Here is a 14,284-nt window from a genome sequence, read left to right as displayed (position 1 = left end):
TGACACCCGCTCAGCGGTACGGTCATAGCTTCGCGTGGGAGGCGTGCTCGCCTCCCAGCATGGCGATTCTCTGATCACAACACAGGAACCCTGATGAACAAGCTCGAACTATCCATTGCGGTGGGTAATTATGACCGCATGCGCCCCTTGATCGACGGTGAGGTACAGATCGATGGCGTGGACCCGGTGTTCATGCTGCATGATCCGGAAGAGATCTTCTTTCGTGCTTTCCGACATGCCGACTTCGACATCACCGAGTTGTCGCTGAGCAGTTACACGGTGAAGACGGCGGCAGGGAGTTGCCCCTATATCGGCGTGCCGGTTTTCCCCTCGCGCGCCTTCCGCCATACCTCGATCTATGTGCGCACCGATCGCGGTATCGAAACCCCCGCCGATCTGCGTGGCAAGCGCATCGGTGTGCCCGAGTACCAATTGACCGCCAACGTGTGGGCGCGGTTGTTTCTCGAGGAGGATCATGGGCTCGAACCGCGTGATGTAACCTGGATGCGTGGTGGCTACGAGGAGCCTGGCCGGGTCGAGAAGATCAACCTCGATCTGCCCGATGGGGTACGCGTGGAGAACATTCCCGAAGGGGAAACCCTCTCCGGCATGCTGGCCGCAGGTGAGCTGGATGCGGTGATGGGGCCGCGCGCGCCCTCCTGTTTCGAGCAAGGGCATCCTCACGTGGGCTATCTGTATGCCAACCCGCAGCAAGCGGCATCGGATTGGTACCGCCGCACGGGTATCTTTCCCATCATGCACCTGCTGGGTATCCGTAAGACGCTCGTCGAGCGTCACCCCTGGCTGCCGTTCTCCGTCTATAAGGCCTTCGAACAGTCCAAAGCCAGAGCCCTGGCCAAACTCAGCGACACTTCGGCCACCAAGGTGACCCTGCCGTTCGTCGAAGATCAACTACGGGCCGCGCGCCAACTCATGGGGGATGACTTCTGGTCCTATGGTTTTGCTCCCAACCGCCAGACCCTGGAGCGATTCCTCCGGCAGCATCACACAGAAGGGTTGTCACGACGGCTGTTGGAGCCCGAAGAGCTTTTTCATCCCGCTACCCTGGAGAGCTTCAAGATCTGATCACCCTTGGCATGGCTGAGCCGATGTAGAGTGACGCTAACTAACAGCCTTATAACAATCCATAACGACTGTAGACTACAAGGTACAATAATGAAAATATCACTCAAGAAAACCCTGATGACCGCGGCTCTTGTCGTTCCCAGTCTGGCGATGAACATCGCTGCTGCGCAGAGCTACAATATGACCGTTGCCGGTGCCTCCCCCGGTGGACTCTGGTCGTTGCTCGGTGCTGGCCTGGATAGCGCCATGAAGGCCGAGTTCCCCGGCTCGACCGTCACCTACCAGACCTCCGGTGGTGGCCTCGCCAACGTGGCCGTCCTCCAGCGCGATGACGCCAGCCTCGCGATCATCGAGGATGCCGTTCTGCAGCGGGCTCGAGAGGGCGAGGCGCCATTCCGCGAGCCGACCGACGATATCCGGGTCCTTGCCTACCTGTACACCTGGGCGCCGATGCAGGCCGTGATGCGCGAAGACTTTGCCGAGGAGTATGACATCACCAGCTTCGAAGACATCGCTGAGATCCAGCCGCCGATCACCATTGCCATTAACAAACGCGGCAATATTGCCGCGAGCGTGGCCGAAAGCATGCTCGAAACCATCGGGGCGAGTCCCGACGAGGTCAAGCGGTGGGGCGGTAACATCATCTACGCGGCCTCCGGTGAGCAGTCGGGACTGATCCAGGACCGCCGCATCGACATGTTCCTCAACAGCCTGTTCGTCGGTCAGAGCTCGATCATGCAGGCAGGGGCAAGCGTCGACCTGACCCTGTTGCCGCTGTCCGAGGACACCGTGCAGGCCGTTACGACGAGCACGGGCACCACGCCCTTCGTCATCCCTGGCGGTGCCTATGATTGGGCCCTCAGTGACGTCCCCACCGTCTCGATCAGCGCCGCTTTGGCGGTGCGCAGCGATATGGACGAACAGCAGGCCTATGACCTGACCAAGGCCATCTACAAAAACTACGAGAAAGTGGCCGGTGTCCATCCAGCCATGCAGAGCCTGACTCCGGAGATCATGGCTTCCGTGGAAGTCGTTCCCTATCACGACGGGGCCGCACGCTACTTGAAAGAAACGGGCCTTCGTTAAGTGGGTGAGCCGGCATCAATGCCGAGGAGATATCGATGAATCAGATTCTTTCGGTCTTTACGGGGACCGGCGCCAAGCGACAGTTAACGGGTAAGCTGGGGATGGCAGTGCATGGATGCGCTGCTCTGGTGGCACTGGCGGTCATCTATACCACGACGATCGTGTATGTCGATCTCTACGTCATGATGGTGGTGTTCCTGTCCGCCATGCTGGCCCTGCTGTTCATCAATATTAGTCCAGGCCCCCTTGGGCGCAAGGACCGGCCAGGCCTGATCGACTGGTGCCTGGTGCTGGCCAGCATCGCCGTCGGCGTGTATTTCTTGCTGGAAAGTCAGCGGATCGCTGAACGCATCACGCTGCTGTTTCCACTGGAAACGCCGGACCTGCTCGCGGCCAGCGTGTTGCTTGCGCTTACCATCGAGGCGACGCGGCGCACCGTGGGCTTCGGCCTGACCAGCGTGGTCATGGTGTTCGTGGTCTATAACCTGTGGGGACATGGCCTGCCGGGAGCGCTCGGGTTTCGGGAAGTCAGCTATAATCACTTCCTGGATATCATGATGTTCACCTCGGATGGCCTGTTCGGCGTGCCGCTGCGTGTCGCCGCGACCTATGCGTTCCTGTTCGTGATGTTCGGGACCTTCCTGTCCAAGGCGGGTGGTGCTGAGTTCTTCTACAATTTATCGTCGGCGCTCGCCGGGCGTCGTACCGGGGGACCGGCGAAGATCGCCGTGATCTCTTCCGGCCTGTACGGCACCATGTCGGGTAGTCCGACCTCCGATGTGGTCACGACGGGCTCCGTCACTATCCCTATCATGCAGCGTCTGGGCTACAGCAAGCCCTTGTCCGGCAGCGTCGAGGTGGCGGCCTCCACTGGGGGCAGCCTCTTGCCGCCGGTGATGGGCTCGGCGGCGTTTATCATGGCGGAATACACCGGCATCGAATACCGTGAGATCGCCATCGCCGGCATCGTCCCTGCTCTGTTGTACTACCTCTGCGTCTACGCCCAGGTGCACCTGCGTTCCCAGAAATTGGGCCTGCGTGGCCTGTCCAAGGAAGAAACCCCCCCGTTGAAGGGGACCCTCAAGAACGGCGGCCTGTTCATCGTGCCCCTGGTGGCGCTGTCGGGCGCGCTGCTGATGGGCTATTCACCGACCTTCGTGGCGGCCATCGCCACGGCGGTGGTGCTGATGGTCGCGATGGTACACCCTTCGACCCGTATGGGCCCCCGGGCGATCTGGAATGCCCTGGCCGTCACTACCCTACGCATGGTGTCGGTGGTGGCCGCCTGCGCGGCGGCCGGTCTGGTAATCGGCGGCATCTCCATGACCGGCCTGGGCGGTAAGTTTGCCGACCTCGTCTACTTGATGGCCGGGGACAGTGCCTTCCTAGCGTTGGTCATTTCCGCCGTGCTGGCGATCATCCTGGGGATGGGCATGCCGACGCCGTCGGCCTTCATCCTGGGCGCCGTGCTGGTGGGGCCCACGCTGCTGTCGATGGACTTCAGCGTCCTGCAGACCAACATGTTCATCCTCTACTTCGCGGTGCTCTCGGCGATGACCCCGCCGGTGGCGGTGGCGGCGTTCGCGGCCTCGGCCATCGCCGATGCCAGCCCGCTGAAGATCGCCGTCGGCGCCGTCAGGCTGGCCATCACGGCGTTCATCGTGCCGTTCGCGTTCGTCTACGGCGAGGGGCTGCTGATGGTCGGCAGTTGGCAGGCGATCGCGGTCTCGTGTGTGACGGCTATATTGGGAGTGCTGCTGTTGAGTATCGCCGTGGAGGGCTACTGGCGTCAGCCCCTGGCCATACTCCAGAGGCTTGGCTTCGGCTTGGCAGGGCTGCTTTTCATCACCCCCAGTTGGTGGGCCGTGGTGGCGGCCGTGCTGGTAGGTGTCGTGGCGATCATTGCCTCCCCACATCTGCGGCTGCATGGGCACAAGACCCCTGTATGACGGTGTCGTGCGCTGGCCGCTAACCCACAGATCGCGTCATCCCTGCCGATGAGCAGGACGGGATGGCCCCGGCAGCGTTTCCAGCGGTGCCGGGGCCACTGCCGCTGGTGATGTTACCCAAATCATGACGACCAAAGGAGCGTACATGTATCGAATCGATAGCCAAGCACTCGGCGAGGCGATTACCCGTAATGTCACCGAGGCGCTGGAGGAAGACATCGGCAATGGTGATATTACGGCGCAACTGGTCGCGCCGGACGATCAGGGAGAAGCCCGCATCACGGCCAAGGAAGACGCGACCCTGTGTGGCGTCGCTTGGGTCGGTGAGGTCTTCCGTCAGCTCGATCCGGCGGTACGCATCGAGTGGCACGTGGCCGATGGTGACCGAGTCGAACCCGGCCAGACGCTCTGCCGTCTGACGGGCAATGTCCGCTCGCTGCTCAGTGGAGAACGCAGCGCGCTCAACTTCCTCCAGATGCTCTCCGGCACCGCCACCCGCAGTCGCCACTATGCCGACCTGGTTGAGGGCACCGCGGTGAAGTTGCTGGATACGCGCAAGACCCTACCGGGACTGCGTCTGGCACAGAAGTATGCGGTCGCCTGCGGGGGCTGCCACAGCCACCGGATGGGACTGTATGACGCCTACCTGATCAAGGAGAATCACATTGCTGCCTGCGGCGGCATCGCCCCGGCGATCGAGGCGGCGCGACGCCTGGCCCCCGGCAAGCCCATCGAAGTGGAAGTGGAAACCCTCGACGAACTCCGGCAGACGCTCGAGGGGCTCCCCGACATGATCATGCTGGATAATTTCAGCCTCGAGGACATGCGTGAGGCCGTGTCGCGGACCGCTGGTCGGGCCAAGCTCGAGGCCTCGGGAGGCGTCACGGAAGCCACCCTGAGCGATATCGCTGCCACCGGGGTCGATTTCATTTCATTGGGGACCTTGACCAAGGACGTGGCGGCGATCGATCTCTCGATGCGCCTTTCGCTGAGGCAATAGTGCCAGGCCGACCCTGGGAGACGGTTGAAGCATGGGGGAGGTAAGAGGGCGGCCGGCGTCAGCGTCGGCGCGACCAGCTCGAGGAGCGTGAAATCGAGTAGGAAGGAGGGCTTTCCCTCGTCCTCTTACACTCCGTCTGTACCATTCGGTATATAAGTGCCTATTCAAAATTAATCGCGTGATCAGTTCCGTAACCACCGAGTAAGCGGTGTACCTCTTCACATAGACGTTCAAACGAGAGATAGGCACTCAAAGGCAGCCAGGTGTACTTCATCTGCCGCCACAGAATCTCTATCAGATTCAGCCCTGGTGAGTAGGCAGACAGATAAGTGCCCAATCTAAAGTTTTCGTGTAATATCCATGCCAGGATTTCTGGCACGGACAGAGCCATGGAAAAACGCTTCGTTGCCCCTCTCACTGAACCTGAACAACAGACGCTGACCTCCGCCTATCACCATGGCGAGAAGCGCGCTCTCCGTCGTCGGGCGCATGCCATTCTACTGAGTGACCAAGGCCATACGATTAACTAAATCAGTGAGATACTTCAGGTTCGCCGCGATGCCGTATCACGATGGTTCAAGCAATGGGAAGTGTCCGGTTTGGATGGTCTCATTCACTCAAGACCCAGCGTGACGAAACGGACTTTCGCAAAACGCAAGGCCTGATGAACGCGCTTCACGAGCGAGAGAACCAAGGCGAGCACGAGCTCTATTACTTTGATGAATCAGGTTTTCGTCGTCGGTGCCGTATGCGTGGAGCCCTATCGGCAAGCCTTGGGAAGTCACTGCCTACTCCCGCAGCCGAAGGCTAAACGTGTTGGGATTCTTCGCCGTTGTGGTGCTCGACAATGCCAGCATGCATCGCTCCAAGGCCTTTAGACGCAAGAGGGTGGAGTGGATGTCGCAACGTGCGCACCTGATCTATCTGTCTGCCTACTCACCAGAGCTGAATCTGATAGAGATTCTGTGGCGGCAGATGAAGTACACCTGACTGTCTTTGAGTGCCTATCTCTCGTTTGAACGTCTATGTGAAGAGGTACACCGCTTACTCGGTGGTTACGGAACTGATCGCGCGATTAATTTTGAATAGGCACTTAACATGCATTATAGGATCATATCAAGAAGTTAATAACGACCCAAGATTTACCAGATACTCGAAGCCATAAAGCAAATTCCACTTCTCCTTCAGGGGGCGAAAGAAGCGCTCAACAGGGTCATTTTGTAGGGCGGCGGCCATGCAGTCGCCTGCGTACCTCCAGTTCATCAATTCAGATTATTCTATTTTTATCAGTGCTCTTTCATCGGTACAGTTTCAAGTCCGTGTGATAGCGCGTGAAGTTGACCCGGTTTGGTGGACACCCGACCCTTTGAGAAGGGGGAGTCCACTATGCCCAAGTTCCGAGCCCCTTATCCTGCTGAATTCCGGCAGCAGATCGTCGAACTGGTCCGAGTCGGCCGAACCCCGGAAGAGCTAGCCAAGGAGTTCGAACCCACCGCTCAGACCATCCATAACTGGGTGAAGCAGGCCGACCGTGATGCGGGACATCGTCACGATGGGCCGACCAGCACCGAACAGAAAGAACTGCGACGCCTGCGTCGCGAGGTCAAGCAGCTCCAGCCAGGGCCTGCTCTCGGGTTGAGACATCTTGCTGCTGCTGGGCCTTGGTCCGCCACTGGTAGAGCTGGCTGGCCTGAAGGCCCAACTCTCACCACACAGTAACTCCGAGACACCACCCTCGGCAACAGCGTTAGTCTGGCGCAATCGGGTAGGAGGCGGGGTTACCCCCGCCGTCCTCCCACACCACCGGGCATACGGTTCCGTACCACGGCGGTTCATGAAGGCTATCTGAGTCGTTGTATCGTACCGAGTATCGAGACCAGCCCCTGATCCATGAACCAGCTCACGGGGAGAGCATGATTCAAATGGGACGCTCCCGCGTTCCACCATGGCCCCTGCCGTTGGTGGCCGAGCGCCACGCCCGTTCCTTCGGGAGCCCTAGCTTCATCAGCCGCCGTACCCTCGGATACACCCGTTTCCATTGCCGCCACAACAGGCAACGTAGGCGGCGACGTATCCAACCATCCAGCGTTTCCAGAGGCCTCTTCACATCCACCCGTCGGTAGTAGCTGGCCCAGCCTCGAAGTACCGGGGCCAGTTCCTTGAGGACTCGCTGAAAGCTGCCTCCTCGTCCGCGCCGGAAGACCGCCTGAACACGTTGTATCAGTCGGCGCAGACTGGTCGGCGCCAACGTCAGACGAGGTTGACGATGAAACGTCAACTGATAGCCCAGAAAGCTTCGACGCCACGGGCGATCCACCGCGCTCTTGCGGCGATTGATCTCCAGCCTGAGTGAGTTCTCGAGATAATCACTCAGGCTGTCCATGACCCGCTGCCCCGCTCGGCGGCTGCCCACATACACCTGCAGATCATCCGCGTAGCGGCAGAAGCGGTGCCCTCGTCGTTCCAGTTCCCGGTCCACATCGTCCAGCAGGATATTGGCCAACAGGGGGCTCAGGGGCCCACCTTGTGGTGTCCCCTGCTGCCTCTTCACGACCCGGACATGCTCGACCACTCCCGCTTCCAGGAAGCGGCGTATCAGGCGCAGAACCCGACGGTCACGCACACGACGTGCCACACGAGCGATCAACAGATCGTGGTTCACCCGGTCGAAGAAGGCCGTCATGTCGAGGTCAGCCACCCAACGGTGACCTGCCTCGACGTGGCTCTTCATCGCCGACACGGCCTGCTGGGCGTTGCGTTTCGGGCGATAGCCGTAACTCGACTCAGAGAACTCCGGGTCGAATATCGGCATCAGCACCTGCAACAGGGCCTGCTGGATCAACCGATCCACTACCGTGGGAATACCGAGTTGCCGCATTCCACCCTGGGGTTTGGGGATCTCGACGGCCCGGATCGGGCCGGGGTGGTATTCGCCTGCCAGCAGCCGCTCGCGCAGCACTGGCCAATGACGCTTCAGATTATCCGCCAGTTGAACCACCGTCATGCCATCGGCACCCGGCGCCCCCTTGTTGCGCATCACCCGCTGGTACGCTCGCTGCATGTTGCCGGTGGCAACCACCTGCTCCATGAGCCAGCTCGACTCCGCGTTCGTCCACGATGATGACGCCGGACAGCTCTCGGCTCCCACCGGCCGGGACTCGGGGTTCTTCCCCTGCCCCTCTGGGTAGGCCGTCCTGTTCGGATCGGTATCAGCCTTGTCGAGTCTATCGCGAGACATCATCGCCTACTTGCGGTCCTTCATGTTCGGCCCTTGGTGCCGTGGTGAGCCGGCACTTACTATGGCCTCTGCTGACTTCTGGGCAGCCATCCCGTCGCCTCTCGACGCCGGTAGCCCCTTCGGGCAGCTATCCCAGACCTCCCAGGGTAAGACGCGTGACCTTCCCGCTTATGCCTGTCGGATTTACGTCATGGCGTTCCGTGCAAGTATCGGGCTTTGATGATAGTGGCCATCTCACCCCGCCATGCCGCCTCGTATCCGCTTCCTGTTCGTCAGGCCAGCGTTTTGCCTTCGACTTCCTTCAGATTCCACCTCGCGGTGGACACCCTTGCCGTTCGGCTAGCACTTCCCCTTGCCGGGTGTGCAGGGGACTTTCACCCCCAAGTCATCCCGAAGCACCACCCTCGGGAACAGCGCCGTCACGGCGCTATGCGCCATGCCTGGCGCACCAAAGAAACGACCGGTGCCACGGGCACCGGTCGCCATCTCAGCTTGTGCTTGTGGCGCGCGCCTGACGTGCACGCTGTTTCCATAACTGCCAGGGCCTCTCCACCTGGCCTTCGGTGGTCTCCATCGCTGACCTAGCCTCGCCGGCGGTGAGGTATTCGACGGGGCCGAGGCGCAGGGCATCGGCCTGCAGACGCGCATTCACTTCGACATAGATGGCCCGATAGACTGCTTGCTTGAGCGTGGCCGCGGTCACGGTGGCACCGTGACCGCGCATGAGCACGACGTTGTTCTCCCCCAGGGAGTCGGCCAGGGAGGCACCGAGGGCGCGATCACGGATCAGCAGGTCTGTGGCCGTACCGGCCACATCGCGGATCTCGAAGATTGGTGCTCCGTCTCCCAGGAAGCCGCTCATGTGGCACATCGGGCGCAACGGGGTCGACTTGACGGCACTGAAGGGCACCACCGAAGGGGAGTGGCTGTGTACCACTGCCATTACATCGGGACGGAGCCGATAGATCTCGCCATGAATGAAGCGCTCGAGGTACACCTTCCGCCCATCGGCATCGACGGGCGTACCATCGAGCTCGAAGGTCAGTATGTCGTCGCGGGTAACCAGGCCCGGCGCCATGTTGCGGGCCAGAAGAAAGCGTTCTGGATCGTCCGGGTCGCGGATGCTGATATGTCCGAAGGCGTCGAGCACGCCCTCATCGAAAAGGATATGGTTGGCATCTACCAGGTCGTCAAGGAGTGCCTGCTTGTCTTGTGCCGTTGGTGTCGAGTCGTAGGGAGTCATCGCCTGTTCTGTCCTGTCTTGGGGTCGTTATCAGGCAACCAGCCCGCCCGGTCATTCGTTGGCGTCGGCCAGGTTGCGGATGATCGTGAGCAAGGTGCGCCGGGTTGCCCGTAGGTCGTCGTCATCCACACCTTGTACTGCGATGTCGTTGACCTCTTCCGCCAGGGGCACCAGGATCTCCTTCAAGTCGCGTCCCTTCTGCGTCAAGTAGATGTGGATGTTCTTGCGGTTGCCGTTCAAATGCCGCCGTTCGATCAGGCCGTTGGCCTCCATGGCTTTCAGGGCGGTGAAGGTGGTCGGCTCCATCAGCCCGGCCTGTTCGCTGAGTTCTCGCTGCGTCAGTCCTTCGCTGACCCACAGGATGCGCAGGAACGACCAGTGGCCGAAGCTGACCGAGTGCTCGGCCAGTCGTGTCTGGAGGCTCTTGGTCAGGACGCGCCCGGCGTCCCGCACCAGGTGGGCCAGGCGGTCGTCCGGCACATCTTCCCGCCAATGACGCAGGATCGTGTGAGTTTCCTGAGTGCTGCTGCGTGTCATGGAGATATTCTCTCATTTGCCCTGAACGAGGCTCCAAATTATAACCGACCGCTCGAGGGCAGGCCTACCTGATGGGACAGCGCAACATCCTTCTCCGTGGTGGCGGAGTCGAGCATGGCTAGGCACACCTCCATGGTAGCCATGCCCCAGGCACCGGAGTGAATAGGTGGGCGGTCGTGACGGACGGCGGCGATCAGTTCGTCGAGGACCTCTCGTCGCGGTATCGTCGGCGCGGAGAGGGGTTCAAGATAATGTCGATCGTTGGCATAGACCTCCACGCCCTGAGGCGTGGGACGCAGGTCGGCACCGTCACAGGAGACCACCACGAAGCCGAAGTGATTATGGGTGATACCTGCCAGGCTGCTGGTGGCCAGCGACAGGCCGGCACCGTAGGTGCGGGCGTTCTTGAGCTGAGCTTCCTCTTCGACACCGCGAAGCCCCGCCAGGGCGGCGCGGGCCTGGCCGTAGCATTGCGGATCGCGGGGCTGTCCCAGCTCTCCCGTCCAACCACAGAGTTCGTCGCTATCGAAATGGGCGTATCCGCTATAGGTCATGTTGGCGAAGGCGCCATCGTCGAAGTTCAGTAAGGCACTATAGGCCCCTTCGGTGGGGCGGGTCGCGTCCCAACGACCGGTGGCGGCGCGCACGCTCGCGACGCGACCACCGCCGAGCAGGCGCACGATATCTACCTGGTGGGCGGCCTGGCTGAACACCACGCCGCCGCCTTGCGCCGTGTCCAGCTCCTCGGGGCGACGCGGGCGATAGAGGAAGTCGGTGAAGTTCAGGGCACTGATCATGCGCACCGCGCCGAACGCCTGGCTGTCGATCAGTTTCCGGGTGTGCAGATAGGGCGCATCGAAGCTATGGCTGTGGCCAACGATCAGCCAGCGTCCGGCATAGGACATGGCATTGATCATCGCCTGGCAGTCCGCGAGGGAAAGTGCCATGGGCTTTTCGACCAGCACATGCTTGCCGTGTCGGGCGGCCAGTTCGACGTGCTCACGGTGATACTGGTGGGGTGTGGCGATATACACCGCCTCCACCTCGGGATCGGCACATAGCTCGGCCACCTCGGCATAGGCGTTAGCGGAGAAATCGGCGGTGAATTGCTGGCGCGCTTCTTCGCGCGGGTCGGCTGCCGCCACTAAACGTATGCCGGGATGGGCCGCGAGGGTGGGTAGCAACAGCATGAAGCCGCGTCCCAGCCCCGCGATGCCGAGTCTCAAGGGGGATTCTGACATGGTGCGTCCTCCGGGAGCAGAGCCGGCTCACTCCGGCAGGTCGATCACCAGTTCCTTCGAACAGGCACGCGAGACGCAGACCATGATGTGATCGACACGCTCGGCCTCGGACAGCACGAGATCGCGATGGTCCGCTTCGCCCTCGATCAGCGTCGAACGACAGGAGCCGCAGGTGCCGCTTTCGCAGGAGTAGGGTACATGGTGGCCGTTGACCCGCAATGCCTCGAGGATCGAGACCCCCGCGGGCACCGGAATCGCTTCGCCGGTCTTGTGCAGGCGCACGGTGAACGGCGTGTCGTTTTCTGCCGAGGCGTGTTTCTGGGCGCCGAAGTCCTCGAAGTTCACGCTGGAGGGCGTCCAGTGGCCGGTCATGTCACGCACCGCCTCCATGAGGCCTCGCGGGCCGCAGCAGTAGATGTGGGCGCCTTTGGGATGTTCCAGCACCGGCCAGAGGTCGAAGGAGTCGTCCGGATTTCCGTGGTCATGGTGGATCACCACCTTGCCGCGGTATTCGGGACCGCTGAGCTCCTCGAGGAAGGCGGTCTGTTCCGGCTCGCGGGTCAGATAGTAGAGCTTGAACGGCTTACCGCCGGTGGTGCGTAGGTGGTGGATCATCGAAAGGATCGGGGTGATGCCGATGCCGCCGGCGATGAACACGTAGCGTGCCGGATTGCCTTTCAGTTCGAAGTCGTTGACGGGTGCCGACACCTGCAGGCGATCCCCCACGCGGGTGTCATCCACCAGGCTCTTCGAGCCCCCGGTGCCCGCCTCCTCACGCTTGACCGCGATCACGTAGCGGTCCCGCTCTTCGGGATCGTTGCACAGAGAGTAGCGTCGTACCTGGCCATTCGGCACCTCGACATGGAGGTGGGCGCCCGGCGTGAACTCGGGCAGCTCGTCGCCCTCCGGGTGAGCGAATTCCAGACGGTAGATGCCTTCGGCGATGGCATCCAGCGTGGTGACCTCAAGCTCGGTCATGGGTATTGCATTGTCTGTGGTCGCCATGGGGGATCCCTTTGTTGTTGTGGTGGTACAAATATTCTTTTATATCTAAGTATTTTTGCAGCAAGAATGCAAGGCATGAGGCTGCGACTTTAGTCGAGAGGCAGTGAATCGGTTCCAGAAGGGCGATAATGCATCGACAAGCGCTGCATAAGGCTTCTTCAGTGCAGCATCCCAATCGGATCACCCACATGGTGCTGGGGCGCGTTTCGCGCCCAAGAGGTTGATGTATTTAGGGTAATGCAATTGACTATAATAGAAATATATTCTTGCTTTCCGCAGGTCGTTGTGAAAGGGGTGATATGCCCATCGGTCAGACAGGAAAGAGAAATGACGTTAAATCTAGATAAGCTGATATTCGCCAAAACGCCAGCTTAAGGCCGCCGCGTGGCATGGAAGCTCCCCCCTGGTTTCCTGTTTTGGAAAGGCTTCATAACCTTCCTGAACCGGATCCCCAGCGCCTCTAGCCTGAAGTGGCTGTGGATTGCCCCAGGGCTCGTAGTCTGTTCCAGGTCTTCAGGCGCAGCATGGCCGCGACATCCCCAGGGTTCTGCATCGCTTTCACTCGTACCTGAGTGTGAAGAACCTTGTATTCGGGTTGCTGCATGGGGGCACACTCCTGGTGAGATCACGGAGGTGGTCAATTCTCCGTGTCGTCTGGGGAGCTGTTTACCATGTCGCCTGACAGCGGAGGGAGGAACTACGCTCCAAGACCGGTTAGCGACGATATCCTTGGCCGCTATGGCTTGCAATCCAGTGTGGTATCCTCAAATCAAAGGTAGTGTTGTGGCAAGGAACTAGAGTAAGATGATTCTCCAGTTTTATTAATCCGGTGTCAATTTACGTCTGATATAATACCTGCATGAATACAGACGCACGCAAGCTCAGCACGGAGCAACAAGAACTTCTCAGGCAGAAGGCGATTCGACTCCGCGAGAAGGGCAAAACCTTCCGCCAGATCGGTCAGCTTCTTGACGTTCACCCTGACACCGTCGGGCGCTGGTATAAGCGCTATCAAGCGGGTGGTGCCGAGGCTATCGCTGTCCAGAAACGCGGCCCCAAAAACAAGCCTCGACGGTTGACCGAACAGCAGGAACAACGTGTCATCGAGGCGATTCGTGACCAGATGCCCGACCAGCACAAGCTTGGCTTTGCGCTGTGGACGCGGCGCGCGATTACTCAGTTGATCAAGCAGTTCTGGGGCATTGATATCTCGGTCCGCACGATGGGCGATTACCTCAAGCGCTGGGGCTTCACGCCTCAGAAGCCATTGAAGAAAGCGTGGGAGCAGAACCCGACCCGCGTTGACGCTTGGCTGAAGGAGGAATACTCGCAGATTCAGGCCCGTGCCAAAGCAGAGAACGCCCAGATTTTCTGGGGTGACGAGACGGGTATCAAAAACAATACCCAGCACGGTCGGAGCTATGCACCAAAGGGACAAACACCGGTGCAACCTTTGCCGGCCAAGCGTGTATCGCTCAACATGATCTCGGTGATCACCAACCAGGGCACTGTACGATTCATGCTCTATGAGTCGACCATGACCGCCAAGGTCCTGAAGAAATTTCTGCGCGCGCTGATCGAATCGACGCCCGGTAAGGTCTTTCTGATCCTGGATAACTTGAGGGTACACCACGCCAAGGTCGTGAAACGCTGGCTGGAGCGCAAGACAGTCAAACGCTATCTGGAAGTATTCTTCCTGCCAGCCTACTCCCCGGAGTTGAACCCGGATGAGTACCTCACTGAAAGCCATGGTGCATAGTGGGCCTGCTGCTCGCTCTGTCGACGATCTGAAGAAACGCACGCGATCATGCATGCTGACGCTTCAACGCCGTCCTGAACGAGTGAAAAAATACTTTGATGCTGGGCATATCGCTTATGCCGCATAACAGACCTAAATTT

General features: G+C 60.2%; 10 protein-coding genes and 3 pseudogenes. 7 read left to right on the top strand and 6 right to left on the bottom strand.

The window, feature by feature from the left end; translation table 11 throughout:
* Positions 1-93: 93 nt before the first annotated feature.
* The 4 genes from CTT34_RS16715 (at position 94) to nadC (ending at position 5,121) form a co-directional block, all read left to right on the top strand.
* Positions 94-1,086 carry an ABC transporter substrate-binding protein gene (locus tag CTT34_RS16715; RefSeq protein ID WP_159343423.1) on the top strand — a complete coding sequence of 331 codons (993 nt, stop codon included), beginning with the start codon at positions 94-96 and terminating at the stop codon, positions 1,084-1,086.
* 90 nt (positions 1,087-1,176) lie between these two features.
* Positions 1,177-2,172 (top strand): TAXI family TRAP transporter solute-binding subunit, encoded by a 996-nt coding sequence (locus CTT34_RS16710; RefSeq protein WP_159343422.1) that lies wholly within the window; start codon positions 1,177-1,179, stop codon positions 2,170-2,172.
* A 35-nt stretch (positions 2,173-2,207) separates the two neighbouring features.
* The gene (locus CTT34_RS16705; protein WP_159343421.1) at positions 2,208-4,121 is read left to right on the top strand and encodes a TRAP transporter permease; all 1,914 of its coding nucleotides are present in this window, start codon (positions 2,208-2,210) and stop codon (positions 4,119-4,121) included.
* Positions 4,122-4,266: 145 nt separating this feature from the next.
* Positions 4,267-5,121 (top strand): carboxylating nicotinate-nucleotide diphosphorylase, encoded by an 855-nt coding sequence (gene nadC, locus CTT34_RS16700; RefSeq protein WP_159343420.1) that lies wholly within the window; start codon positions 4,267-4,269, stop codon positions 5,119-5,121.
* Positions 5,122-5,281: 160 nt separating this feature from the next.
* On the opposite strand, the pseudogene CTT34_RS16695 reads toward nadC, so the two are convergent.
* Positions 5,282-5,449, bottom strand: a pseudogene (locus CTT34_RS16695) (IS630-like element ISHsp2 family transposase); the annotation flags it as partial.
* A 61-nt stretch (positions 5,450-5,510) separates the two neighbouring features.
* Between CTT34_RS16695 and CTT34_RS16690 the strand changes: the two are divergent.
* Both CTT34_RS16690 and CTT34_RS16685 read left to right on the top strand, forming a co-directional pair.
* A pseudogene (locus CTT34_RS16690) lies at positions 5,511-6,210 on the top strand (transposase).
* A gap of 297 nt (positions 6,211-6,507) precedes the next feature.
* On the top strand, positions 6,508-6,840 hold the full coding sequence (locus CTT34_RS16685; protein ID WP_159343419.1) for a transposase: 333 nt from the start codon (positions 6,508-6,510) through the stop codon (positions 6,838-6,840).
* Between the two features lie 199 nt (positions 6,841-7,039).
* Here CTT34_RS16685 and ltrA read toward each other — a convergent pair whose 3' ends face one another.
* The 5 genes from ltrA to CTT34_RS16660 form a co-directional block, all read right to left on the bottom strand.
* Complete coding sequence (gene ltrA / locus CTT34_RS16680; protein ID WP_254436413.1) at positions 7,040-8,209, bottom strand: group II intron reverse transcriptase/maturase; 1,170 nt, start codon at positions 8,207-8,209, stop codon at positions 7,040-7,042.
* Positions 8,210-8,846: 637 nt separating this feature from the next.
* Positions 8,847-9,602 (bottom strand): class II aldolase/adducin family protein, encoded by a 756-nt coding sequence (locus tag CTT34_RS16675; protein WP_159343418.1) that lies wholly within the window; start codon positions 9,600-9,602, stop codon positions 8,847-8,849.
* A 51-nt stretch (positions 9,603-9,653) separates the two neighbouring features.
* Entirely contained in the window at positions 9,654-10,139 is a 486-nt protein-coding gene (locus CTT34_RS16670) for a MarR family winged helix-turn-helix transcriptional regulator (RefSeq protein WP_159343417.1), read from the bottom strand.
* A gap of 38 nt (positions 10,140-10,177) precedes the next feature.
* Complete coding sequence (locus tag CTT34_RS16665) at positions 10,178-11,380, bottom strand: Gfo/Idh/MocA family protein (RefSeq protein WP_159343416.1); 1,203 nt, start codon at positions 11,378-11,380, stop codon at positions 10,178-10,180.
* A gap of 27 nt (positions 11,381-11,407) precedes the next feature.
* The gene (locus CTT34_RS16660; RefSeq protein WP_159343415.1) at positions 11,408-12,385 is read right to left on the bottom strand and encodes a PDR/VanB family oxidoreductase; all 978 of its coding nucleotides are present in this window, start codon (positions 12,383-12,385) and stop codon (positions 11,408-11,410) included.
* Between the two features lie 859 nt (positions 12,386-13,244).
* On the opposite strand from CTT34_RS16660, the pseudogene CTT34_RS16655 reads away from it, so the two are divergent.
* A pseudogene (locus tag CTT34_RS16655) lies at positions 13,245-14,271 on the top strand (IS630 family transposase).
* Positions 14,272-14,284 lie beyond the last annotated feature (13 nt).

The sequence above is a fragment of the Halomonas meridiana genome, assembly GCF_009846525.1.
GTDB lineage: Bacteria > Pseudomonadota > Gammaproteobacteria > Pseudomonadales > Halomonadaceae > Vreelandella.
Note: the sequence above shows the minus strand (reverse complement) of the source record. Positions and strands in the feature narration are given on the sequence as shown.

Coding starts and splice junctions, on each gene's coding strand:
- CTT34_RS16715 (WP_159343423.1), top strand. CDS start 94: ATGAACAAGCTCGAACTATCCATTGCGGTGGGTAATTATGACCGCATG.
- CTT34_RS16710 (WP_159343422.1), top strand. CDS start 1,177: ATGAAAATATCACTCAAGAAAACCCTGATGACCGCGGCTCTTGTCGTT.
- CTT34_RS16705 (WP_159343421.1), top strand. CDS start 2,208: ATGAATCAGATTCTTTCGGTCTTTACGGGGACCGGCGCCAAGCGACAG.
- nadC (WP_159343420.1), top strand. CDS start 4,267: ATGTATCGAATCGATAGCCAAGCACTCGGCGAGGCGATTACCCGTAAT.
- CTT34_RS16685 (WP_159343419.1), top strand. CDS start 6,508: ATGCCCAAGTTCCGAGCCCCTTATCCTGCTGAATTCCGGCAGCAGATC.
- ltrA (WP_254436413.1), bottom strand. CDS start 8,209: ATGGAGCAGGTGGTTGCCACCGGCAACATGCAGCGAGCGTACCAGCGG.
- CTT34_RS16675 (WP_159343418.1), bottom strand. CDS start 9,602: ATGACTCCCTACGACTCGACACCAACGGCACAAGACAAGCAGGCACTC.
- CTT34_RS16670 (WP_159343417.1), bottom strand. CDS start 10,139: ATGACACGCAGCAGCACTCAGGAAACTCACACGATCCTGCGTCATTGG.
- CTT34_RS16665 (WP_159343416.1), bottom strand. CDS start 11,380: ATGTCAGAATCCCCCTTGAGACTCGGCATCGCGGGGCTGGGACGCGGC.
- CTT34_RS16660 (WP_159343415.1), bottom strand. CDS start 12,385: ATGGCGACCACAGACAATGCAATACCCATGACCGAGCTTGAGGTCACC.